This window comes from Micromonospora sp. M61 (genome assembly GCF_018070245.1).
Lineage (GTDB): Bacteria > Actinomycetota > Actinomycetes > Mycobacteriales > Micromonosporaceae > Micromonospora > Micromonospora zamorensis.
This window is the reverse complement of sequence record NZ_JAGPYA010000041.1, coordinates 1-23,635: the sequence shown is the minus strand read 5'-3', so window position 1 is coordinate 23,635 and position 23,635 is coordinate 1. Positions and strand designations below refer to the sequence as shown.

The window sequence follows — 23,635 nt, the reverse complement described above, 5'->3', positions numbered from 1 at the left end:
CGATGGCCGGCGCCCGAATCGGGTGCCGGCCATCGTCGTGTCGGTGGGCGTCACTGCCCGGAATTGATCTGACACTTGATCCCTCATCGGGGCTGTTCGACGTAACAGTTTGGCATCGCGGATGCAGATTGATCGGTTTTTGGGGCCGTTTACCTTCGAATCGAATGTCAAGCGGCGGTTGAGGCACGATCCGATACCAACCGTCCACCTGGCGGTTTCCGGGTGGACGCAACGGGAGCTATGGTCACCGCCATCGGTGACCCCTGTCACCACGTTGTCCGTACCCCCAAGGACGAGGTGAAGCACACATGCGTGCACCCAGGCCGAAGGTCGCGATCGCGGCCATCGCGGTCGCGGCCCTCGCGGTAGCAGGCTGCGCCGAGAGCAACCGCGACGACGACAAATCCGGTGGTAGCAAGAAGGACACCCTCGTCTTCGGCGTCGCCGGAGACCCGAAGGTGCTCGACCCGAGCTTCGCCAGCGACGGTGAGTCGCTGCGTGTGGCGCGTCAGGTCTTCGAGACCCTGGTCCGACCGGAGGAGGGTGGCACGAAGGTCACCCCCGGCCTGGCCGAGTCCTGGACCCCGGACGCCGCGGGCACCACCTGGACCTTCAAGCTCCGTTCGGGCGTGAAGTTCCACGACGGCACCGACTTCAACGCCGAGGCCGTCTGCGTCAACTTCAACCGCTGGTACAACGCCAAGGGCCTCATGCAGAGCCCGGACGTGACCGCGTACTGGCAGGACGTCATGGGTGGCTTCGCGAAGAACGAGAGCGAAGACCTGCCGGCGAGCCTCTTCAAGTCGTGCGCCGCCAAGGACGCGACCACTGTGGACCTCGCGTTCACCCGGGTCTCCAGCAAGATCCCGGCCGCGCTGATGCTCCCCTCGTTCTCCATCCACAGCCCGAAGGCGCTGCAGGAGTTCGACGCGAGCAACGTCGCGGGCACCGCCGAGGACATCAAGTACCCGGCGTACGCGACGGCGCACCCGACCGGCACCGGCCCGTTCAAGTTCAAGGCCTGGGACGTCGCCAACAAGACGCTGACCCTGGAGCGCAACGACGACTACTCGGGCGCCAAGGCCAAGCTGAAGACCCTGATCTTCAAGACGATCTCGGACGAGAACGCCCGCAAGCAGGCGCTGCGCTCCGGCGACATCCAGGGCTACGACCTGGTTGGCCCGGCCGACGTCGAGCCGCTGAAGGGCGAGGGCTTCAACATGCTCACCCGCCCGGCGTTCAACGTGCTCTACCTGGCGATCAACCAGAAGGGCAACCCGAAGCTCGCCGACCCGAAGGTCCGGCAGGCCATCGCGTACGCGCTGAACCGTCAGCAGCTGGTCGACTCGAAGCTGCCCCCGGGCGCCAAGGTCGCCGAGAACTTCATGCCCGACACCGTCGAGGGCTGGAGCGGCGACGTTCCGAAGTACAACTACGACCCGGCCAAGGCGAAGGCGCTGCTGGCCGAGGCGGGCGCGTCGAACCTGACGCTGAAGTTCCACTACCCGACCGAGGTCACCCGGCCGTACATGCCGAACCCGAAGGACATCTTCGAGTTGCTGTCGGCGGACCTGAAGGCGGTTGGCATCACCGTCGAGGCGATCCCGCTCAAGTGGAGCCCGGACTACCTCAACGCCACCACCTCGGGCAGCAAGCACGACATCCACTTCCTGGGCTGGACCGGTGACTACGGCGACGCCTACAACTTCATCGGCACCTTCTTCGACCGGCCGAAGGACGAGTGGGGCTTCAACAACAAGGCCCTGTTCGACCAGTTCAAGGACGCGGACACCACCGCGGACATCGCGGCCCGGACCGAGAAGTACAAGGCCCTGAACAAGTCCGTGATGGAGTTCCTGCCCGGTGTGCCGATCTCGCACTCGCCGCCGGCGATCGTGTTCGGCAAGGACGTGACCGGCGTCAAGGCGAGCCCGCTCACCGACGAGCGCTTCGCAACCGCCGAGTTCAAGTAAGTCCTGATCTGACGCAAGGAACGCGGGCGGGCGCTGTCGCACAGCGCCCGCCCGCAACCCTCCGCACCCCTTCGAGGCCGCCGTGTTCCGGTTCATCGTCAGGCGCCTGCTTCAGCTGATACCCACGCTGTTCGGGCTCTCCCTTCTGCTCTTCATCTGGCTCCGCCGGCTCCCCGGCGGCCCCGAGACCGCCATCCTCGGCGAGCGCGGCACGCCCGAGATGCGTGCCGCCATCCGCCGCAACATGGGGCTCGACGAGCCCATCCTGGTGCAGTACGGCCGGTTCGTCCGGCGGATGATCAAGCTCGACCTGGGCACCTCGACCTCCACCAAGCGGGCGGTCACCACGGAGTTCATCGAGCGCTTCCCCGGCACCGTCGAGCTGACCATCACCGCGATGATCATCGCGATCGGCATCGGCATCCCGCTGGGCTACCTGGCCGCCCGCCGTCGCGGCCGTTTCCTGGACCACGCGTCCGTGGGCGGTTCGCTGATCGGCATCTGCATCCCGGTGTTCTTCCTGGGCTACGTGCTCAAGGCGATCTTCTCGGAGAACCTGCACTGGTTCCCGTCCAGTGGCCGGCAGGACCCGACGCTGGAGGCGACCCGGGTCACCAACTTCTTCGTCCTCGATGGCCTGATGACCCGCGAGTGGGACGCCGCCGCCGACGCGCTCTGGCACCTGGTGCTGCCCGCCATCGCGCTGGCCAGCATCCCGCTGGCGATCATCGTCCGGATCACCCGGGCGAGCGTGCTGGAGGTGCTCAACGAGGACTTCGTGCGCACCGCCGAGGCGAAGGGCCTGACCGAGCAGACGGTCCGTCGCCGGCACGTGCTGCGCAACGCGATGCTGCCGGTGGCCACCTCGATCGGTCTGCTCGCGGGCGGCCTGCTCTCCGGCGCCGTGCTGACCGAGACCGTCTTCGCCTTCAGTGGCATCGGAGCATTCGTCGCCGAGGCCATCGGCCAGCGCGACTATCCGGTGCTGATGGGCTTCATTCTGATCATCGCGGTGGTGTACGTGCTGGTGAACCTCCTGGTGGACCTCTCCTACAGCTTCATCGACCCGAGGGTGAGGGTGCGATGACACTCAGCCCGGGCAAGAAGCGCGAGAAGATCGACCGGCTCTCCGAACTGGCCGCCCGTGACGACGAGCGTGGCGTCAGCCTCTGGCAGGAGGCGTTCCGCCGGCTGCGCGGCAACCCGGCCGCGATCGTCGGCGCCGTCATCCTGGCGCTGTTCGTGCTGGTCGCGGTCATCGGACCGTTCCTCGTGCCGTACGCGGCGACGGACACGATCGGCATCCGGGAAGGGCTGATCAAGCCCGGTGTCATTCCCGGCCCGAACGGCGACCACTGGTTCGGCTACGACCACCAGGGCCGTGACGAGTTCAGCCGGATGATCGTGGGTGCCCGCCAGACCCTGCTCGTCGGTGTGGTCTCCACCCTGATCGGTCTGGCGATCGGCGCGGTCATCGGTGGCGTCTCCGGTGCTGCGGCCGGTCTCGGTGGCCGGTGGGGGCGCTGGATCGACACGACCCTGATGCGGTTCATCGACATGCTGCTGGCGATGCCGAGCCTGCTGCTCGCGGTGAGCATCGCCGCCCTGCTCGGGGCCAGCCTGACCACTGTGATGATCGCGGTCGGCGTGGTCTCGGTGCCGGTGTTCGCCCGGCTGCTGCGCGGCTCGATGATCTCCCAGGCCAACAGCGACTACGTGCTGGCGGCCACCTCGCTCGGTGTCAAGAAGTCGAAGATCGCGCTGACCCACGTGGTGCCGAACTCGCTCGCCCCGGTGATCGTGCAGGCCACGCTGACCCTGGCCACCGCGATCATCGAGGCTGCGGCGCTCTCGTTCCTCGGCCTCGGCAACCCGGACACGGCCGTACCGGAGTGGGGTGTCATGCTCGCCGACGCGCAGCAGTACCTCGGTATCCGGCCGTCGCTGGCGATCTACCCGGCCGTCGCGATCATCATCACCGCGCTCGGCTTCACCCTGCTCGGTGAGGCGATGCGTGAGGCCCTCGACCCGAAGCTGCGGAAGTAGGCCCGATAATGGCACTGCTCGAAGTTGACGATCTGTCCGTCACGTTCGCCCGGCGCGGCCAGCGGGCCGTGCACGCGGTCGACGGGGTGTCCTTCTCGGTCGACGCCGGTGAGGTGGTCGGCCTGGTCGGCGAGTCCGGCTGCGGCAAGAGCGTCACCTCGCTCGCGATCATGGGTCTGCTGCCGAAGCAACCCGGCCTCCGGGTCGGCGGCAAGGCCGTCTTCGACGGCACGGACCTGCTCCAGCTCGACGACCGGTCACGGCGGGACATCCGTGGCCGGGACATCGCGATGATCTTCCAGGACCCGCTCTCCTCGCTGAACCCGGTGATCCCGATCGGGTTGCAGGTGACCGAGGTGCTGACCCGGCACCGGGGGATGAAGGGTGCGGCCGCCGCCAAGGAGGCGGCGGAGCTGCTGGACCGGGTCGGTATCCCGGACCCGGAGCGGCGGCTGAAGGAATACCCGCACCAGCTCTCCGGTGGCATGCGCCAGCGTGCGCTCATCGCGATGGCGGTGGCCTGCCAGCCTCGGTTGCTCATCGCCGACGAGCCGACCACCGCGCTGGACGTCACCATCCAGGCCCAGATCCTGGAGCTGCTCAAGGATCTGGTCCGGGACTCCGGCACCGCGCTGCTGATGATCACGCACGATCTCGGTGTGGTGGCCGGCATGGTCGACACCGTCAACGTGCTCTACGGCGGTCGGGTGGTGGAGACGGCCCGCCGTCGTCCACTGTTCCGCCAGCCGCGGCACCCGTACACAGTGGGTCTGCTCGGCTCGGTGCCGCGCCTGGACGCCGGGCGGGGCGAGAAGCTCAACCCGATCCCCGGTTCGGTCCGCGACCTGCTGCCCTGGCCGGACGGCTGTGCCTTCGCCCCGCGCTGCTCCCGACGGATCGACGAGTGCGTGGGCGAGCCGCCGGAGCTGGTGCAGGCGTACGACGGACGTAGCTACCGGTGCGTGAACCCGGAGCCGGTGCCCGGCACGGTGCCCGCCCCGCGCGAGGAGGAATCAGCGTGAGCGAGAACGACATCCTCGTCGAGGTACGTGACCTGAAGGTGCACTTCCCGATCAAGCGGGGTGTGCTCTTCGACCGGGTGGTCGGCCACGTGAAGGCCGTCGACGGGGTCGACCTGAGCATCGCGCGTGGAAAGACGTACGGCCTGGTCGGCGAGTCCGGCTGCGGTAAGTCCACGCTCGGTCGGGCGCTGCTCCAGCTGACCCCGCCGACCGCGGGCGAGGTGAGCTTCGACGGCGTCGAGCTGACCACGCTGGCGCCCGGCAAGCTGCGCAGCATGCGTCGCCGGATGCAGATGATCTTCCAGGACCCGATGTCCAGCCTCGACCCGCGGCAGAACGTCGAGTCGATCCTGACCGAGGGCCTCCAGACCCACGGGATCGGCGCCGACCGCACCGACCGCAGGCGGATCATCGGGGAGACCCTGGACGCGGTGGGGCTGCCCCGCTGGGCGTTGTCCCGCTATCCGCACGAGTTCTCCGGCGGGCAGCGGCAGCGCATCGGCATCGCCCGGGCGCTGGTGCTCGGGCCGGAGCTGATCGTGGCCGACGAGCCGGTCTCGGCACTCGACGTGTCGATCCAGGCCCAGGTCGTCAACCTGCTCGACGAACTTCAGGACAGCCTGGGGCTGACCTACCTGGTGATCGCGCACGACCTCGCGGTGGTCCGGCACATCTCCGACACCGTCGGCGTCATGTACCTGGGCGCGCTGGTCGAGGAGGCGCCGAGCGACCGTCTCTACAACGAGCCGCTGCACCCGTACACCCGGGCGTTGATGTCCGCGGTGCCGGTGCCGGACCCGGACGTGGAGGACCGTCGGGAGCGGATCCTGCTTGCCGGTGACCTGCCGTCGCCGGCCAACCCGCCGTCCGGCTGCCGTTTCCACACGCGCTGCCCGTGGGCGCAGCCCACCCGCTGCGCGGACGAGCGGCCCGTGCTGCGGGACATCGGTGTCAGCCGGGTGGCCTGCCACTGGGCCGAGCAGATCGCCAGCGGCGAGCTGCGCCCGCACGGGGTCAGCGCGCAGATCGTCCGCCCCGAGGGCGAGGGGGACGCGCCGGCCGTGGTCTCCGCGCCCACCGAGCCCGGCTCGTACGTCTGAGACTGGACGCGGTGCCGGCGACGTCGGAGCTGCTCAGCCCTCCGGGCGGTTGAGCAGGCCCACCGCGACGCCGTGCACCGCGTCCAGACCCGCCGGGTCGGCCAACGCCACCGACGCGCCGGTGACCACATACCACTCGTCGGCGTCCTTGTACTGGACCCGCAGGGTGACCTTGCCGTCCGCGTACTCGGTGCGCAGGGTCAGGTCGCCGGTGACGACGCCGACCTCGTCGGTCATCACCCCGCCTGGGCCGGGCACGATGTCGGTGGTGCGGCTCTGCGGGCCAGCGGCCCCGCCCGCATCCGCGACCATGCCGGCACCCGGCACGGCGGCGGGCGCCTCGGCGGTGCCGTCCGCGGTCATGCCGGCGGCGGCCGGGCCGGTGCCAGCGCTCTCCTCGGCGGCGGTCACGATTCACTCCCCACTGTGCAGCCCTCCAACATGTCGGTCAGGGCAGCCTTCTCGGCGGTGGTCACCGTCAGCCGCCAGTAGTGCTTGACCGTCACCCAGCTCTCAGCGTACTTGCACCAGTACTCACGGTTCGCCGGCTTCCACTGCGACGGGTCCTGGTCACCCTTTGACCGGTTCGAGGACGCCGAAACCGCAATGAGCTGCGGACGTGTCGTGTCGTTGGCGAAGTCGCCGCGCTTGCGGTCGTCCCACTCGTCGGCACCCGAGCGCCACGCGTTGGCCAACGGCACCATGTGGTCGATGTCCACATCGGCGGGATCGGCGGCGCTGCGGCCGTCGTACACGCTCTCCCAGCGACCACCGACCACGTTGCAGCCGGAGAGTTTCACGTCCTTGCCGTCGCGCTGGAGGATGCTGTCCCGCACGTCGCAGTTCTTGCCGGTGTCCCGCCAGTGCGGGAAGTGGTCCCGGCTGTAGCCCTTCATCGAGCCTGCGGTGGCGACGGTGAGCTGGCCGAGCTGCTGCACGGCATTGCCGCCGCCGCTCGACGGCGGAGTGTCCGGCTCGTCCTGCGGGACGCAACCGGCCACGCCGAGCGTCAGCGTCGCGGCGAGCGCGATCACCGCCGCTCGCGGTCCTGATGTGGTACGCACAGACGACACCTCTCCAGCTTGCGGTCTCCCGGCGATTGCGCACAGTACCCGGGGATGGTTTTGGCATTTCGTGGCGTCTCCCACATCAGGCAGGGCAGATTGGTGGGATGACCGCACCCGTACCGGCGCCTGCCCTCCGAATGGGCACCGCCGCCGGCCGTGGGACGCTGCTCGCCGCCGTACTCGCCTCAGGCATGGTCTTCCTCGACAGCACTGTCGTCAACGTGGCGCTGCCGAAACTCGGGCAGGATCTCGGCGCGAACGTGGCCGATCTCCAGTGGACCATCAACGGCTACCTGCTGATGCTGGCGGCTTTCGTGCTGCTCGGCGGCGCACTCGGGGACCGCTTCGGTCGGCGACGCATCTTCCTCATCGGCGTGGTCTGGTTCACCGCCGCGTCCGTGCTGTGCGGGCTGGCCCAGGGCACCGGTTGGCTGATCGCGGCCCGTTTCCTCCAGGGAGCCGGCGGGGCGTTGCTCACACCCGGGTCGCTGTCGGTGCTCCAGGCCAGCTTCCACCCGGACGACCGGGGCCGGGCGATCGGCGCCTGGGCCGGGCTGTCCGGGGTGTCCACAGCGCTCGGCCCTTTCATCGGTGGCTGGCTGATCGACGCGCTCTCCTGGCGTTGGATCTTCTTCCTCAACCTGCCGATCGCCGTGCTGGTGGTGCTGGCCGCGATGCACTGGGTGCCGGAGAGCCGGGACGAGAGCGCCTCCCGGACCGAAGACCCGGGGCGGACCCGACGGCGGTTCGACGTCGCGGGAGCGCTGCTCGGAGCACTCGCGCTCGCCGGTGTCACGTACGCCCTGATCGACGCGCCGGCGCGCGGCTTCGACTCCGCGCCGGTGCTGATCGCGGCAGTGGTCGGAGTGCTGTCGGCGGTGTCCTTCGTCCTGTTGGAACGGCGGCGCGGCGACGCTGCGATGTTGCCCACCGGGCTGTTCAGCAGTCGGCTCTTCTCGGTGCTGAACATCTTCACTGTGGTCGTCTACGCGGCGCTCGGCGGCTTCACCTTCTTCTTCGCCGTCTACCTGCAGAACGTGGTCGAGTGGTCGGCCTTCCGCACCGGCATCGCGCTGCTGCCGATGACCCTGCTGCTGTTGGTCGGGTCGGCCCGAGCCGGAGCGTTGTCGGCCCGGATCGGCCCCCGGCTGCCGTTGGCCATCGGACCGGTGGTGGCCGCGATCGGTCTGTTGCTGCTGCGCGGCGTGGGACCGGGCGCGTCGTACTGGACCGACGTGCTGCCCGGGGTGCTGCTCTTCGGCATCGGGCTGACCCTGGTCGTGGCACCACTGACCGCGTCGGTGCTGGCCGCCGTGCAGGACCGGTTCTCCGGGGTCGCCAGCGGCTTCAACAACGCGGCGTCCCGGGCCGGCGGTCTGCTCGCGGTGGCGGCGCTGCCGCTGCTGGTCGGCCTGTCCGGCGGCGGGTACGAGCAGAAGGCCGAGCTGACCGACGCGTTCCGGGGCGCGATGGAGTGGTGCGCCGGCCTGCTCGTGGCCGGGGCGGTGCTGGCCCTCGTGCTGGTCCACCGACCGCCCCGGGCAGCCCCGCCGTCGCAGCCCTGCCACTCGATGCCCGCCGCGACACCCCCGAAGTAGCTGCTCCGGGGGTGTCGCGCGTAGGTCAGCGGCGGGCGCGGTTGACGGCGCTGGTGACCGCCTTGATCGAGGCGGTGACGATGTTGGCGTCGGTGCCGACACCCCAGACCGTGCGACCGTCCACCTCGCACTCCACGTACGCGGCGGCCTGCGCGTCCCCACCGGAGGAGAGCGCGTGCTCGTGGTAGTCGAGCACCCGCACGCCCACGCCGATCGAGTGCAGCGCGTTCACGTACGCGTCGATCGGGCCGTTGCCGACCGCGGTGAGCGAGCGTTGCTCGTCGCCCACGCCGACCTGGGCCTCGATCTCGACCTTGCCGTCGATCGTGCCGATCGTGTAGCTGGACAACCGGACGGCCGGGTCGGGCTGGTGGTCGAGCAGGTAGTGCGTCGCGAAGATCTCCCACATGGCGCCCGGGTCGACCTCGCCACCATCGTGGTCGGTGACCTGCTGCACCACACCGGAGAACTCGATCTGGAGCCGCCGCGGCAGGTCCAGTTGGTGCTCGCTCTTCATGATGTACGCGACGCCGCCCTTGCCGGACTGCGAGTTGACCCGGATGACCGCCTCGTAGGTGCGGCCCAGGTCCTTCGGGTCGATCGGCAGGTACGGCACTGCCCAGGTCTGCTCGTCCACCGGTACGCCGGCAGCCTTCGCGTCGGCCGCCAGGGCGTCGAAGCCCTTCTTGATGGCGTCCTGGTGGGAGCCGGAGAAGGCGGTGTAGACCAGGTCGCCCGCGTACGGGTGGCGCTCGTGCACCGGCAGTTGGTTGCAATATTCAACGGCGCGCCGGATCTCGTCGATGTTCGAGAAGTCGATCATCGGGTCGATGCCCTGGGAGAAGAGGTTGAGCCCCAGCGTCACCAGGTCCACGTTGCCGGTGCGCTCGCCGTTGCCGAACAGGCAGCCCTCGATCCGGTCCGCGCCCGCCAGCAGGCCCAGCTCGGCGGCGGCCACCCCGGTGCCCCGGTCGTTGTGCGGGTGCAGGCTCAGGATCACGCTGTCGCGGCGCGGCAGGTGCCGGTGCATCCACTCGATCGAGTCGGCGTACACGTTGGGGGTGGCCATCTCGACGGTGGCCGGCAGGTTGATGATCAGCGGCCGGTCCGGCGTCGGGTCGATCACGTCGATCACCCGGGAGCAGACCTCCAGCGCGTACTCCAGCTCGGTGCCCGTGTACGACTCCGGCGAGTACTCGTAGAAGATGTCGGTGTCCGGAGTGTGGATCTCCGCGTACTTCTGGCAGAGCCGAGCGCCGGTCGTGGCGATGTCGGAGATGCCGTCCCGATCCAGGCCGAAGACCACTCGACGCTGGAGGGTGGAGGTCGAGTTGTAGAAGTGCACGATGGCCCGCTTCGCGCCCCGCAGCGACTCGAAGGTCCGCTCGATGAGGTGCTCCCGGCACTGCGTGAGCACCTGGATGGTCACGTCGTCCGGGATCATGTCCTGTTCGATGAGCTGCCGGACGAAGTCGAAGTCGGTCTGGCTGGCCGACGGGAAGCCGACCTCGATCTCCTTGTAGCCCATCTGGACCAGCAGCTGGAACATCCGCCGCTTGCGCTCGGGCGACATCGGGTCGATCAGTGCCTGGTTGCCGTCGCGGAGATCCACCGCGCACCACCGTGGGGCCGCCTCGACGGTGCGGGTGGGCCAGCTGCGGTCCGGCAGCTCGACCCGGAACTGCTCCCGGTAGGGCTGGTAGCGGTGGTACGGCATCCGGCTCGGGCGTTGCCGAGCGAACGGATCGGTCTCGGCATCGGTGACAGGTTGAGCCATCTCAGAGTGCTCCCTGGAACATGTGGCGTCAGCAGATCGGAAGGTGTCGGCGAGATGCCGGGCAACGGTGCGCGGCGGTGCCGAGAAGAAAATCGGATGTGCTGGACGGCGCGATGCAACTCCGCGACGAGGTGCCGGCCGGTCAGGCCTCGTCGCGGCGGCTAAGGAGAACGAGCGCCTGCCACATGACCAGGTCACCCTACGTGATGAAAAGGGGGGTGGGAAGGTAGGTCCGGACTATGGGACCGGCGTCATGGTCCGCTCCGGCGCCGCAGCACCCAGCCGCGGTGTCCGCCCGGCCCAACCCACTACGGGTACGATCGCCAGCCCGACCAGCACGAAGATCGCTGCGGCCGGTATCCATCCCCACCCGCCGGTGGTCACCCCGAGCGCGGTCAGACCGACCGGGGCGATCAGATACTGCACCTGGGAGCCGAGCCGGAACGCCCCCACGTACGCGCCGCGCTGGTCGGCCGGCGGCAGGGTGGCGGTGAGGCCCCAGGCGCCCGCCGACTCGATCAGCTCGGCCAGGATCAGCACCGTCGCGGCGGCCACCAGCACCACCACGGTGAGCGCGCCCCGGGTCAGCCCGGAGATCGGCAGGACCAGACAGAACAGGGCGATCAGCAGGGCGCCCCGACGAGAGGCCCGAGCCGCGCCCGACGCGGTGTCGGCGCCCCGGCTGACGCGTACCTGGAGCAGCACGATCAGGACCGTGTTGAGCAGCACCAGCCCGGCGATGATCGTCTTCGGGGCGTCGGTGTGGGTGAGGATCCAGAGCGGCATCACCGTCAGGTAGAGCGTCTGGTGCGCGGTGAGCAGCCCGGAGAGCAGGGACACCACCATGAACGGGCGGTCCCGCAGCACGGCGAGCCGACTCATCGGCTCCGTCGGTCGGGCCACCTGCGGCAGCCGGGGCAGTCGCCGCACGAAGAGAGCCGTGACCAGGAAGACCATCGAGATGAACCACACCATTCCCCGGTACGCCTCGATGGTGTCCACCGCCAGCACCAGGCCGCTGATCACCGCTCCCAGCCCGAAGCCGACGTTCAGCGACGAGCGCTGGTACGCCATCGCCGTGACCCGTTCGGCCGGGGGCAGCGCGTTGATGGAGTAGACCTGCCGAGCCACGCCGGTCGCGGCGTCAACGGCGGCCAGCGCCACCACCACGGCGAGGAACCCGGCGAAGCCGCCGACGAACGGGTAGGTCGCGAAGAGCGCCGCGTCCAGCACCAGCCCGACGATCCAGATCCGCTGCGGCCCGTACCGGTCGGTGAGCCCGCCCAGCGGCACCGTGCCCAGCAGCGACACCCCCGCCGCGATGGACAGCCCCAGCCCGACCTGGGCGGCGCTGAGCCCCAGCGCCCGGGTGAAGAAGACGGCGCTGCCGGCGTGGAACAGGCCGCTGCCGACGGCGTAGACCATCGCCTGCACGGCCAGGGCGCGGGTCAGCCCGGCCGGCGGTACGACGTTTCGGACAGCGGTACGGATGGTTTCTCTGGCCCCCATGGCCGGCAGTGAACCGTGCCCCCACGGCCTCGGTCGAGCCTTTTAGGCTGAGTCAAATCCTGCGCCGGGGGTGGCATGTCCGAATTGCGGTTCAGTCTGGCCGACGTGGCGGGAGTGCGCCTCGCCGTGTCGCCGGTCAACGAGACGGTCATGAGCATGTGGGCGCTGGCCAGCCCGGTCCGTTACGCGGTGCACCTGCCCTGGATCGACCGGGCCCGGGTGACTCTGCGTCGTCCCGAGGTGGCCGACCGGGTCGGACCGCTGACGCACCTGGTCGGGCGGGGGCGCTGGTTGCCCGACTTCCTCACCCCGGCGGCCCGGCCGAACGTGGAGATGGCCGAGCAGCTCGACCAGATTGCGGCGACCCCGCCGGCCGTGGTGGTCCAGGACCTGCTGGCGACCACCCCGCGCCGGCCGCTCAATCCGTTCGGGCAGGCGCTGCTCGCCGACCCCGGCGGGCTGCTGCCGCAGGTCGTCGACGCGGTGCGTGTCTGGCACGACGAGGCGATCGCCCCGGACTGGCCGCGGATGCGGGCGCTGCTCGACGCCGACGTGGCGTACCGCGCCGCGCAGCTCGCCGAGAGCGGCGCCGGTCGATTCTTCGAGCAGCTCCACCCGAGCCTGCGCTGGCACGGCGACCGGGTGATCAGCGACGACACGTTCGAGCGGGACTTCGACCTGCGCGGTCGCGGGTTGGCGCTGAACCCGACGGTGTTCAGCGGGCGGAATGTGCTGTGGAACCTGCTGGAGGATTCACTGCCGGCCGGCGCGTACCCGGTCCGGGCGGTCGGGACGCTCTGGGAGGCGACGCCCTCACCGCCCGGCGACCCGCTGGCACGGGTGATCGGCCCCGGCCGCGCCGCACTGCTGCACCTGCTCGACACGGCGACCACCACCACCGACCTGGCCCGACTCACCGGCATGTCCGCCGGAAACGTCTCCCAGCACCTGGCCGCGCTGCGCGCAGCCGGGCTGGTCCACCGGTCTCGACAGGGTCGGCACGTCCTCTACCGCAACAGCGACGCCGCGAGCGTCCTGCTCCGGGCCAGCCGGGGAGGGTGACCCGCCGGGGTGATCAGGCGAGCAGCAGATCGGCGACCGGGCGACGGCGGCGCAGGCCGATCTCCCGGGCGCGCAGGTCGGGCGGGAGGGCGAACGGGTCCCCGAGCCGGCCCACGGCGGCGACCACCAGTGGACGGACGGCGCCGGGCAGGTCGAGCTCGGTCGCGAGGCCGGCCTGGTCGAAGCGGGTGAGCTGGCGCACGTGCAGGCCGAGCGCGGTGGCCTGCAACGTCAGGTGGGCGATCGCCTGACCGAGGTCGTACGCGGCCCGCTCGGCGTCGCCGCCGGTGTGTGCGCCGACCACCAGGGTGGCCGCGTGTCGAGCCCATCCCTGGTCGCTGCCCGGGAGGCTGATCAGGATGCGCTTCCAGGTCTCGTCTTCCCGGTGGCCCACGGCGAACCGCCAGGGCTGCCGGTTCTCCGCCGAGGGCGCCCAGCGCGCCGCCTCCAGCAGCGAGGCCGCCTCGTCCGGGGTCAGCTCGGCGCTGGGGTCGAAGGCCCAGGGGCTCCAGCGGTAGGCGAGCAGCGGGGTCAGGTCAGCCATGGCGTGAATCGTCCTGTATGGGTGATTCGCGGCTCAGGGCGGACCTGCAAAATGTGGTCAAACGCACCCGTAACGGGACGAAGATCAGGACGTTCCCGCGCTCGGGCTGTCCGACGGGTCAGGCGTCGGCGGCGCTGCGGTGTCGAGCGGGTCCCGGTCGACCACCACCGGCCCGGCGAGTTGCACGGTGGCCGGTGCCGGGCCGGGTGGTGCGGCCAGCCGCAACGTCCCCGCTCCGGTCCGCACGCCGGTCGTCGTGCCGTCCCGGTCGTAGCAGTAGATGCCCACGTCCAGCGGGGCGTTGAGCGACGCCGAGGTGGACTCCACCGAGTAACAGGTGCCGGTGACGCCCTCCGGCGCGCTGGCCGGGGCCACCGCCAACGGCGCGCGCCGGTCGGTGAGCACGTCCAGCCAGTCGGTGAGCGGATGCTGGATCCGGGGGTCCGACCGGCGCGGGATCGCGTCGTCGCGGTCACCGAGGCGTACGCAGCTCGCCGACTCCGGTCGGCCGACCGACGGCAGGGCGCACTGGAACAGCCCGTCGGCCGTGGCGGCCATCGAGACGTCGGCGGCGCCACCCAGGGCACCCCCCGGCACGTCGACCCGCCAGCTGCCATCGTTCGCGCTGGTGAAGACGATGGTGCGGTCCGGTTGACCCGCCCGGCTGTACACGTACTGCGCCACCAGGTGGCGGTCCTGGGCGGCCGCGGCCAGCGCGGCCAGCTCGTCCCGGGCCGCCTCCACCTCGACCACCCCGGTTTCCGTGGGCATCGGGCTCGGGGGCTGCGCACTGGTGCAGGCAGTCAGGAGTGCTGGCAGGGCGATCACGAGCGGCCCGAGCACACGGCCGGTCGGGCGGATGAGGGCGGGCACCGGCCCATTCTGGTGGGTGCGGGCCGTTGGTGGGTGCCGACGCGTACCGGGCTTGTTCCGGCGTGTCGGACGGGGTCTTCCCCGCGTACCGCCCGACCTGGTGGGACCGACCCTCGCTGGCCCGCGCGGGCCGGATGGTGGGATCACCTGACCCGCCGTCGTTGCCCGCCGGATACCCTCAAGGGGTCTGACACGCGCCGCCGGCCCCGGTTCCGGCGGCGTCGGCACGCTCAGGGTTACTGGGAGGGAGTGCACCGTCGTGGCACTCGTGGTGCAGAAATACGGCGGGTCCTCCGTCGCCAACGCCGAGCGGATCAAGCGGGTGGCCGAGCGCATCGTCGCCGCCCGCAAGGCCGGCGACGACGTGGTGGTGGTGGTCTCCGCGATGGGGGACACCACCGACGAGCTGCTCGACCTGGCCAACCAGGTCAGCCCGCTGCCGCCGGGCCGCGAGCTGGACATGCTGCTCACCGCCGGGGAGCGGATCTCCATGGCGCTGCTCGCCATGGCCATCCACAACCTGGGGTACGAAGCCCGCTCGTTCACCGGCTCGCAGGCCGGTGTGATCACCACCTCGGTGCACGGCCGCGCGCGCATCATCGACGTCACCCCCGGGCGCCTCAAGGGCGCGCTCGACGAGGGCTCGGTGGTCATCGTGGCCGGCTTCCAGGGCGTCTCCCAGGACACCAAGGACGTCACCACCCTGGGCCGGGGCGGCTCGGACACCACCGCAGTGGCGCTCGCCGCAGCCCTGCACGCCGACGTCTGCGAGATCTACACCGACGTCGACGGCATCTTCACCGCCGACCCTCGGATCGTGCCCAACGCCCGGCACATCAAGCACATCACCTACGAGGAGACGCTGGAGCTGGCCGCGTGCGGCGCGAAGGTTCTGCACCTGCGTAGCGTGGAATACGCCCGGCGGGCGGGGTTGCCGATCCACGTCCGTTCGTCATACTCGACCAACACCGGCACGATGGTCACCGGATCGATGGAGGACCTTTCCGTGGAGCAGGCACTGATCACCGGAGTCGCGCACGACCGCAGCGAAGCCAAGATCACGATCGTCGGGGTGCCCGACGAGCCGGGTGCCGCCGCGCGGATCTTCGACACGGTCGCCGGCGCCGAGATCAACATCGACATGATCGTGCAGAACGTCTCCACCGAGGGCACCGGCCGGACGGACATCTCGTTCACCCTGCCCAAGACCGACGGCCCGACCGCGATGGCCGCGCTCAGCAAGATCCAGGAGCCGGTCAAGTTCAAGGGCCTGCTCTACGACGACCACGTCGGCAAGGTCTCGCTGATCGGTGCCGGCATGCGCTCGCACCCCGGTGTGGCCGCTGGGTTCTTCGCCGCGCTCGGCGCGGCCGGGGTCAACATCGAGATGATCTCCACGTCCGAGATCCGGGTCTCCGTGGTCTGCCGGGACACCGACCTCGACGCCGCCGTCCGCGCCATCCACGACGCGTTCGAGCTGGGCGGCGACACCGAAGCCGTGGTCTACGCGGGGACGGGTAGGTAGCGCCGATGACGGCGCTGCCCACCCTCGCAGTGGTCGGAGCGACCGGTGCCGTCGGCACCGTGATGTGTGAGCTGCTCACCGGGCGTCGCAACGTCTGGGGTGAGATCCGGCTGCTCGCCTCCGAACGCTCGGTCGGGCGCCGGGTGCGCTGCCGGGGCGAGGAGATGGTCGTCCAGGCGCTGACCCCCGAGGCGTTCGACGGGGTCGACGTGGCGATGTTCGACGTGCCCGACGAGGTCTCCGCCGAGTGGGCACCGATCGCCGTCTCCCGAGGCGCGATCGCGGTCGACAACTCCGGCGCGTTCCGGATGGACCGGGACGTCCCGCTGGTCGTGCCCGAGATCAACCCCGAGCAGGTCCGCAACCGGCCCCGGGGCATCATCGCCAACGCCAACTGCACCACCCTCGCGATGATCGTCGCGGTCGCGCCGCTGCACCGCGAGTACGGCCTACGGGAGCTCGTGCTCGCCTCGTACCAGGCGGTTTCCGGCGCGGGCAAGTCCGGCGTCGACATCCTGCACGACCAGCTCGCCAAGGTCGCCGGCGATCGGGCGCTGGGCTCGCGCACCGGCGACGTGCGGCAGGCGGTCGGCGACGACCTGGGCCCGTTCCCGGCCCCCATGGCGCTCAACGTGGTGCCGTGGGCCGGCTCGCCCGCAGACGGTGGCTGGTCGTCGGAGGAAATGAAGATCCGCAACGAGTCGCGGAAGATCCTCGGCCTGCCCGACCTCAAGGTGTCCGCCACCTGCGTCCGGGTGCCGGTCGTCACCGCCCACTCGGTGGCCGTGCACGCGGTCTTCGCCACCGAGGTGGACGCCGAGGGCGCACGCGAGGCACTGCGCAACGCACCCGGGGTGATCCTTGTCGACGACCCCGCCGCCGGGGAGTTCCCGATGCCGATCGACGCCGTCGGCACCGACCCGTCCTGGGTCGGCCGGATCCGCCGTGCCCTGGACGACCCCCGCGCCCTCGACTTCTTCGTGACCGGCGACAACCTCCGCAAGGGCGCTGCCCTCAACACGGCCCAGATCGCTGAGCTCCTAGCCAAGGAACTCCGCACCCCCTAGCCAGCGACTCCCTCGGCCCCGCCCCCTGCGGGGTCGATCATGGAGTTGTGGTGGGCGCTTCAACACCGGCAGCGGCAAATATCCCCCACCACAACTGCATGATCGACGGGGTGGGGGTTGGGGTTACGCGGCGGACAGGTGGACTCCGTCTCGGCCTTGGCGTTTCACCGCGTACAGGGCCTGGTCGGCTCTTCTCAGGGTGCGGTCGGGGGTTTCGCCGGGGCGGGGTAGCGCGACGCCCACGCTGATCGTGCGGCCGACTCGCCGGGCCGCCTCGGTCAGCCGCTCGGCGATCCGGACCGCCTCCTCGGGGCGGCTCACCTCGATCACCGCGACGAACTCGTCGCCGCCGATCCGGTACAGCTCGTCACCGTGGCGCAGCGCCCCCTCCAGCGCCCGGGCCAACCCGACCAGCACCCGGTCGCCGGCCTGGTGGCCGTACGTGTCGTTGACGGTCTTGAAGCCGTCCACGTCGATCGCCAGCAGGGCCGTACGCCCCGGGGTGGCCGCCGCGATCCGCTGCCCGAACGGGCCGGTGTGCCGCAACCCGGTCAGCGGGTCGGAGCTGGCCTGCTCGCGCAGCCGGGCCAGGGTGCGCAGCCGGTCCAGGCTCGTCCAGGCCTGCCCGGCGAGCAGTTCCATCAGGCTGACCGTGGTCGGGTCCGGGCGCAGGGCCCGTTCGTCGGCGACCAGGAGCACCCCGCCGGCGTCCGGCGGCCCGACCGGAACGGCGACCAGCGTGCGCACCCCCGCCCCGGTCAGCGGTCGATAGTCCTCGGTCGGAGGGTGCCCGGCCTCGCCCAGCGTGTACCCCGCGCCGTACCGGTGTGCCCGGTCGACCATCCGGACCAGTGCGGCCGGACCCGACTCGGTCAGCTCGGCGCGGATCCGGGTCTCCAGGTCGCTCGGGGCCGCCGGAGGTGCGCCGAGCTGCCCCGCGATCAGCAGCACCGCTGTGGAGAGGCCGGAGACCTCGCGCGCGGCGCAGGCCGCCACGCCCAGTACGTCCGCCTCGGTCGGTGCGGTGGAGAGGGCGGCAGCGTGCCGGAGCAGCTTCTCGCTGCGGCTCTCCGCCGGTGGGCCACCGAGGGCGGCGATCCGCGCGCCGAGCTGGTCGGCAAGCTGTTGCGTGGTCTCCCGCCACGGCTCCAGGTCGATCGGCTCACTCCACTGCAGGTCGAGGACACCGATCGCCCGGCCCGTCGGATCCAGCACCGGTACGCACAGCTCGGCGGTCACGTCCGGGCGTACCGGTAGGTAGTCCGGGTCGACGGTGACGTCCGGGACGACAGCCGGGGCGCCGCTGTCGTACACCCGGCCGACGATGCCGGTCCGCGCCGGCACGGTCGCGAAGACCTGCCAGGCGCCGGTCGCCGCGACGCAGCGCAGGCGGTCGTGGACCGCGAGCAGTACGGAGATGGTCGCCGGGGTGTGGCGGGACAGCGCGCTGACCGTCCACCGACAGGCCTCCGGCGTGCTCGACGCCATCGGCAGGCGGACGGTGACGTCACGGATGACTCGCTGATGATCCACTCGCACGTCGTTCCAGGTAGGGGAGGAGCCCGGCGTCGCCGAGCCGCGCGATCAAGCGTACTTCCGGCTGCTGAGAGTCGACTGACGTCGTACACATGTTCTATCCACAGGCTGTGGACGCAGCCTGTGGGCTTCGGGCTTGCGGCTTCGCGCTGTGGGTCCCGGTCGCGGGCAACGCGGAACGGTGACCGGCGATAGCGTGGAGATCCCGGCGCGGAGGAGCGACCCATGATCATCGCCCAGCTTAGTGACCCGCACCTGACCACCGGCCTGCTCGCCGCCGCACCGGCCGCGGGGCTGCACCGTGCGCTCGGCCGGGTGCTCGCGTTGCGGCCCCGACCGGACTGCGTGGTGATCACCGGTGACCTGGTCGACCACGGACGACCCGACGAGTACGCGGCACTGCGCGAGCTGATCGGCCGGTTCCCGCTGCCGGTGCACCTCGTTCCCGGCAACCATGACGACCGGGAGTCGCTGCTCGACACCTTCGGGGGTACGCCGTGGCTCGGCGGCGGCTTCTCCGCCTACTACCACGTCGACCACGAGGCGGCGACGGTCGTGGTGCTCGACTCGCTCGTCGCCGGCAGCGACGGCGGCCAACTCGGCGAAGAGCAGCTCGGTTGGCTCGACGGGGTGCTGGCCGGGCGACCCGAGGTGCCCGCCGTGGTCTGCCTGCACCATCCTCCGGTCGCTGTCGGTTTCCCCGCGGCCGACTCCATCCGGCTCGCCGACGGTGACGCGCTCGCCGAGGTGATCGGCCGGCACCCGCACGTCGTCCGGGTGGCCGCCGGCCACCTGCACCGCGCGGTCACCACGGCGTACGCGGGCACGGTGCTCACCGTGGCGCCCAGCACCTGGAGGCAGAGCGCGCTCACCATGAGCGCCGACGAGCAGTTCGGTTGGGTCGACGAGCCGACCGCCTTCCTGCTGCACCTGGTCGAGGCGGGCGGCTGCGTGACACACACCGTGCAGGTGAGCCACGCTGCCGGCCAGACCGGCGGCTTCTGACGGCACCCCTCATGAAGGTCTGGTACGTCGCGTACGGCTCGAACATGCACGCCGCCCGGCTGGCGTGGTACATCGGGGGAGGCTGCCCGCCCGGCGGAAAGCGGACGTACCCGGGCTGCCGGGACCGACGCCCACCGAGCCGGTCGGTGCCGGTGTCGCTGCCCGGCGGCATCTACTTCGCCGGCGAGTCCGGCGCCTGGACCGGCGGGATGGCCTTCTACGACCCGCACCTGCCGGGCGAGGCCGCCGCACGGGCCTACCTGGTCACCCTGGAGCAGTTCACCGACATCGCGGCACAGGAGATGTACCGCCCAGTGGATGACTCCACCGACCTCATCCCGGCGACCGGCGCGGCCATCGACGCCGCCGTCGCCAACGGGCGGGCGACGCTCGGCCCCGGACGGTACGAGACGCTGGTCTGCCCCGGCAGCCGCAGCGGCGTCCCGATGCTCACCTTCACCGCGCCCGAGGGCGCGTCCGGCGTTCGGTGTCGGCCACCCGCGCCGACCTACCTCGGCATGATCGCCCGAGGCCTGCGCGAGTCGCACGGCTGGCCAGCCGAGCGGATCGCGAGCTATCTGGCAGGCCGGCCCGGCGTGGCGGACGCCTGGTCGCCGGACGCCGTCGTGGCGCTGGTCGACGAAGCCCTGGTCGACGAGGCGCTGGTCGGCGGCTCACCGTCGACGTCAGGCCGGCCCTGCGGTTGACGCCTGGTCGCGCGCCGGTCCGGCGGTTGGCGCCTGCGTCTCGTGCCGGTCCGGCGGTTGGCCCTGCCTCGCCCACCGGCCCGGCCGACTGACCCGGCGTCGCGCGCCGGCCCGGCGGCTGACGCCTGCGTCTCGTGCCGGCGCGGCCGTTGGCCCTGCGTCGCGGGCGCCCGGCTGGCGGGCCGTGCGCCGGTGTGGTCGTCAGCCAAGCAGGAACTGGCGCAGCGCGGGAGCGAGCGTCGCAGGCGGCACCTCGTGGTAACCACCGTCGAGGCTGATGGACCGACCGCCAGGGACTGCCTCGGCTGCGGCCCGACTCCCATCCCGCAACCACTGTGGACTGCCGGTGCTGTCCACCGCGAGGGTCGGAGCGGTGATCGCGGCCAGCCGGTCAGCCGGCAGTCGCCCTCCCGCGCTCACGATGGCGTCGTACGGCAACGTGTGCGCGATGGCGGTCAGTGCGCCCCACACCGGTTGCGCCCGCATCCCGGTGATCGCCTCGGCGGGCAGCCCGATCGAGACGCTGAGGAAGGTCTCCACCGCGCCATCCCGGTCGTCGGCGGCGATCAGCTCGATGAGCTGCGCGGTGATGTCCTTCCGGACGCCCACGTGCGAGCCCACCTGGAACGGCGGCTCGAACAGGACCAACCCGGTCACCGGCAGACCCTGCGCGGCGGCCAGGGCGGCCAGGATCGCCCCCGAAGAGACCCCGTAGACAGCGGCGGAACCACCTGCCGCCGCGATCACGGCAGACAGATCATCGATCTCGCGGCCGATCTCGTAGGGCAGGGTGTCGCCGCTCTGGCCCCGACCCCGGCGGTCGTAGCCGAAAACGGTGAAATCCGGTGCCAACGCCGCGCCTAGTGCGCGGGTCGTGTTGCGGTCGTTGAACGCGCCGCCCACCAGGACCATCGCAGGCCCGGTCCCTGCCCGTTCGAACGCGATGGGCGTGCCATCCGCCGATCTCACCTGCTCGACCACCGGTGTCGTTCCGCTCACGATGCCGCCTCCGTCCGCGCTGACCGTCCCGTCCTTTCTAGACCCTGGGTCCGACACTGTCTGGCAGACCCACCAAACGCCCGTCGATCCGAGGTCGGGGCGTACCCGCAGCTCTGATGTGCTGCCTGGGTCGACCGGGCGGCGTCCGGATGAGAGGCTGTCGGGGCGGGCGGCCAACCCCAACCGCCGCCAATCGCGACCCTTTCGACGGCGCTGGCCGGCGGCCCGGTCGACCCAGAGGCCGGGCACCGCACGCGCCGATTCTCACAAGGAGATCCATGTCCATAACCAGGATGCGTCGGGCCGCTGTCGGCCTGACCGTGCTTGCGGTGGCCGCGTTCGGCGCGGTCGCCACCAGCCCTGAGCAAGCCGACGCACGGCCGAAGCCGGTCGACGTCACCCTGCTGGCCCTCAACGACTTCCACGGCAACCTCGAACCGCCGACCTCGTCCAGCGGCACCATCGCCGGACAGACCGCGGGTGGTGTCGAATACCTGGCGACGCACCTGGCCGAGCTGCGCGCCGCCGCCAAGAAGAAGAACACCATCACCGTTGCCGCCGGTGACCTGATCGGTGCGTCCCCGCTGCTCTCCGCCGCGTTCCACGACGAGCCGACCATCGAAGCGCTGAGCATGGCAGGCCTGGACTACGCCAGCGTCGGCAACCACGAGTTCGACGAGGGTGCCGCCGAGCTGCTGCGGATCCAGAACGGCGGCTGCCACCCGGTCGACGGCTGCGCCGACGGCACCCCGTACCGGGGCGCCGGCTTCAAGTACCTCTCCGCGAACGCCTTCAAGACCGCGACCGGCAAGCCGCTGATGGCGCCGTACGCCATTCACAAGGTGCAGGGCGTCAAGGTCGGCTTCATCGGGATGACCCTGGAGGGCACCCCGCAGATCGTCAGCCAGCAGGGCGTCGCCGGCCTCAGCTTCGCTGACGAGGCGGACACCGCCAACCGGTACGCCCGCGAGCTGCGCCGCAAGGGCGTGGAGACGATCGTCGTGCTGCTGCATGAGGGCGGTGCCCAGGCGGCGACCGGTGGCATCAACGACTGCGTCGGCATGACCGGCCCCATCGTGGACATCACCAACCGGATGGACCCGTCCATCGACGTGGTGGTCAGTGGGCACACCCACCAGGCGTACAACTGCGACATCAACGGCAAGCTGGTGACCAGCGCCAGCTCGTTCGGCCGCCTGGTCACCGACATCGACCTCAAGATCGACCGCCGGTCGGGCGATGTCATCTCCGCCGCCGCGAACAACGTTGTGGTCACCCGCGACGTCGCCAAGGACCCGAAGCAGACCGCGCTGATCGACCGGTACAAGACGGTGCTCGGCCCGGTCGCCGACCGCCAGGTTGGCGTGACCGCCACCGCACTCCCCACGACGCAGGAGAACCTGCTGGGCACCTGCTCAGCGCAGGTGCCCAACTCGTGCGGGGAGTCGCCGATCGGCAACGTGATCGCCGACGCGCAACTCGCCGCCACCGACGACGAGCAGGGCGCGGTTGCCGCACTCATGAACCCGGGTGGTGTACGGGCGCCCCTGGACGCCGGACCGGTCACCTACGGGGAGGCCTTCACGGTGCAGCCGTTCGCCAACAACCTGGTGACGCTGGACCTGACCGGAGCGCAGCTCTACTGCGTCCTGGAGCAGCAGTTCGTCACCGGGCGGACGTTGTACCCCTCCTCCACCCTGCGCTACGTGGTCGACCTGAACGGAACCAGCGCCACCGCCGCCGACCCGTGCGCCGGCACCCGCGTGGTCCGGGGCAGCCTGACCATCGGCGGCACCGCCGTCGACACCGCCGCCACCTACCGGGTGACGGTGAACAACTTCCTGGCCGGCGGTGGTGACGGGTTCAGCGTCCTCACCGGCGGGACGAACCTGGTCACCGGCCAGATCGACCTGGACGCCTTCGTGGCGTACCTGACCGCCCAGTCGCCGGTCTCCGCGCCGACGCTGGACCGGATCCGCACCACCGCCGGGGTCCCCGCCGCCTGACGGCCGACCCCGCGCCACGTCGGGCCCCGGAGCATCCGCTCCGGGGCCCGGCCCGTTCCGTCCCCCCCCGTCTGCCGCGCCCGCCCGCGCCTGCCCGCGCCTGCCCGCGCCTGCCCGCGCCTGCCCGCGCCTGCCCGCGCCTGCCCGCGCCTGCCCGCGCCTGCCCGCGCCTGCCCGCGCCTGCCCGCGCCTGCCCGCGCCTGCCCGCGCCTGCCCGCG

At 71.0% G+C, this 23,635-nt stretch carries 20 protein-coding genes; 12 read left to right on the top strand and 8 right to left on the bottom strand.

What is annotated here, in order from left to right; all coding sequences use genetic code 11:
- Positions 1-308: 308 nt before the first annotated feature.
- The 5 genes from KBX34_RS22315 to KBX34_RS22295 all read left to right on the top strand — a co-directional run bounded on the left by KBX34_RS22315 (position 309) and on the right by KBX34_RS22295 (position 6,141).
- Complete coding sequence (locus tag KBX34_RS22315; protein WP_210791396.1) at positions 309-1,973, top strand: ABC transporter substrate-binding protein; 1,665 nt, start codon at positions 309-311, stop codon at positions 1,971-1,973.
- Between the two features lie 82 nt (positions 1,974-2,055).
- Positions 2,056-3,060, top strand: coding sequence for an ABC transporter permease (locus KBX34_RS22310; RefSeq protein ID WP_088950603.1), 1,005 nt, complete (start codon positions 2,056-2,058; stop codon positions 3,058-3,060).
- A complete protein-coding gene (locus KBX34_RS22305; RefSeq protein WP_088950602.1) occupies positions 3,057-4,019 on the top strand; it encodes an ABC transporter permease in 963 nt (320 codons plus the stop codon). Before KBX34_RS22310 ends, KBX34_RS22305 begins: the two co-directional genes overlap by 4 nt.
- An 8-nt stretch (positions 4,020-4,027) precedes the next feature.
- On the top strand, positions 4,028-5,041 hold the full coding sequence (locus KBX34_RS22300) for an ABC transporter ATP-binding protein (RefSeq protein WP_210926728.1): 1,014 nt from the start codon (positions 4,028-4,030) through the stop codon (positions 5,039-5,041).
- On the top strand, positions 5,038-6,141 hold the full coding sequence (locus KBX34_RS22295) for an ABC transporter ATP-binding protein (protein ID WP_088950600.1): 1,104 nt from the start codon (positions 5,038-5,040) through the stop codon (positions 6,139-6,141). Before KBX34_RS22300 ends, KBX34_RS22295 begins: the two co-directional genes overlap by 4 nt.
- Before the next feature lie 33 nt (positions 6,142-6,174).
- Here the strand turns inward: KBX34_RS22295 and KBX34_RS22290 are convergent, their stop codons facing one another.
- Positions 6,175-6,552, bottom strand: a complete 378-nt coding sequence (locus KBX34_RS22290) for a hypothetical protein (protein ID WP_328369236.1) — start codon at positions 6,550-6,552, stop codon at positions 6,175-6,177.
- The gene (locus KBX34_RS22285; protein WP_088950598.1) at positions 6,549-7,205 is read right to left on the bottom strand and encodes an HNH endonuclease family protein; all 657 of its coding nucleotides are present in this window, start codon (positions 7,203-7,205) and stop codon (positions 6,549-6,551) included. The genes KBX34_RS22290 and KBX34_RS22285 overlap by 4 nt, the downstream gene beginning before the upstream one ends.
- 107 nt (positions 7,206-7,312) lie before the next feature.
- Here KBX34_RS22285 and KBX34_RS22280 point away from each other — a divergent pair, with 107 nt between their 5' ends.
- Positions 7,313-8,806, top strand: coding sequence for an MFS transporter (locus KBX34_RS22280; protein WP_141911680.1), 1,494 nt, complete (start codon positions 7,313-7,315; stop codon positions 8,804-8,806).
- A 25-nt stretch (positions 8,807-8,831) separates the two neighbouring features.
- On the opposite strand, the gene leuA is transcribed toward KBX34_RS22280, so the two are convergent.
- Together leuA and KBX34_RS22270 are read right to left on the bottom strand one after the other, a co-directional pair.
- Positions 8,832-10,583, bottom strand: a complete 1,752-nt coding sequence (leuA, locus tag KBX34_RS22275) for a 2-isopropylmalate synthase (RefSeq protein ID WP_088950596.1) — start codon at positions 10,581-10,583, stop codon at positions 8,832-8,834.
- Between the two features lie 237 nt (positions 10,584-10,820).
- Entirely contained in the window at positions 10,821-12,092 is a 1,272-nt protein-coding gene (locus KBX34_RS22270; RefSeq protein WP_210926726.1) for an MFS transporter, read from the bottom strand.
- Between the two features lie 75 nt (positions 12,093-12,167).
- Here KBX34_RS22270 and KBX34_RS22265 point away from each other — a divergent pair, with 75 nt between their 5' ends.
- Entirely contained in the window at positions 12,168-13,154 is a 987-nt protein-coding gene (locus KBX34_RS22265; protein ID WP_210926724.1) for an ArsR family transcriptional regulator, read from the top strand.
- Between the two features lie 13 nt (positions 13,155-13,167).
- On the opposite strand, the gene KBX34_RS22260 is transcribed toward KBX34_RS22265, so the two are convergent.
- Both KBX34_RS22260 and KBX34_RS22255 read right to left on the bottom strand, forming a co-directional pair.
- Positions 13,168-13,698 (bottom strand): nitroreductase family protein, encoded by a 531-nt coding sequence (locus KBX34_RS22260; RefSeq protein ID WP_088950593.1) that lies wholly within the window; start codon positions 13,696-13,698, stop codon positions 13,168-13,170.
- 84 nt (positions 13,699-13,782) lie between these two features.
- Positions 13,783-14,571, bottom strand: a complete 789-nt coding sequence (locus tag KBX34_RS22255) for a hypothetical protein (RefSeq protein WP_307871469.1) — start codon at positions 14,569-14,571, stop codon at positions 13,783-13,785.
- Positions 14,572-14,830: 259 nt separating this feature from the next.
- On the opposite strand from KBX34_RS22255, the gene KBX34_RS22250 reads away from it, so the two are divergent.
- Both KBX34_RS22250 and KBX34_RS22245 read left to right on the top strand, forming a co-directional pair.
- On the top strand, positions 14,831-16,096 hold the full coding sequence (locus KBX34_RS22250) for an aspartate kinase (RefSeq protein WP_088950592.1): 1,266 nt from the start codon (positions 14,831-14,833) through the stop codon (positions 16,094-16,096).
- Positions 16,097-16,101: 5 nt separating this feature from the next.
- Complete coding sequence (locus KBX34_RS22245; protein WP_088950591.1) at positions 16,102-17,163, top strand: aspartate-semialdehyde dehydrogenase; 1,062 nt, start codon at positions 16,102-16,104, stop codon at positions 17,161-17,163.
- A 123-nt stretch (positions 17,164-17,286) separates the two neighbouring features.
- Here KBX34_RS22245 and KBX34_RS22240 read toward each other — a convergent pair whose 3' ends face one another.
- Complete coding sequence (locus tag KBX34_RS22240) at positions 17,287-18,696, bottom strand: diguanylate cyclase (RefSeq protein WP_210791384.1); 1,410 nt, start codon at positions 18,694-18,696, stop codon at positions 17,287-17,289.
- 228 nt (positions 18,697-18,924) lie between these two features.
- On the opposite strand from KBX34_RS22240, the gene KBX34_RS22235 reads away from it, so the two are divergent.
- Both KBX34_RS22235 and KBX34_RS22230 read left to right on the top strand, forming a co-directional pair.
- The gene (locus tag KBX34_RS22235) at positions 18,925-19,704 is read left to right on the top strand and encodes a phosphodiesterase (RefSeq protein WP_210926723.1); all 780 of its coding nucleotides are present in this window, start codon (positions 18,925-18,927) and stop codon (positions 19,702-19,704) included.
- A gap of 11 nt (positions 19,705-19,715) precedes the next feature.
- On the top strand, positions 19,716-20,411 hold the full coding sequence (locus KBX34_RS22230; RefSeq protein WP_210926721.1) for a histone deacetylase: 696 nt from the start codon (positions 19,716-19,718) through the stop codon (positions 20,409-20,411).
- Positions 20,412-20,612: 201 nt separating this feature from the next.
- Here KBX34_RS22230 and KBX34_RS22225 read toward each other — a convergent pair whose 3' ends face one another.
- The gene (locus KBX34_RS22225; protein WP_210926720.1) at positions 20,613-21,410 is read right to left on the bottom strand and encodes an alpha/beta fold hydrolase; all 798 of its coding nucleotides are present in this window, start codon (positions 21,408-21,410) and stop codon (positions 20,613-20,615) included.
- A 278-nt stretch (positions 21,411-21,688) separates the two neighbouring features.
- Here KBX34_RS22225 and KBX34_RS22220 point away from each other — a divergent pair, with 278 nt between their 5' ends.
- Complete coding sequence (locus tag KBX34_RS22220) at positions 21,689-23,416, top strand: bifunctional UDP-sugar hydrolase/5'-nucleotidase (protein ID WP_210926718.1); 1,728 nt, start codon at positions 21,689-21,691, stop codon at positions 23,414-23,416.
- Positions 23,417-23,635: the final 219 nt, after the last annotated feature.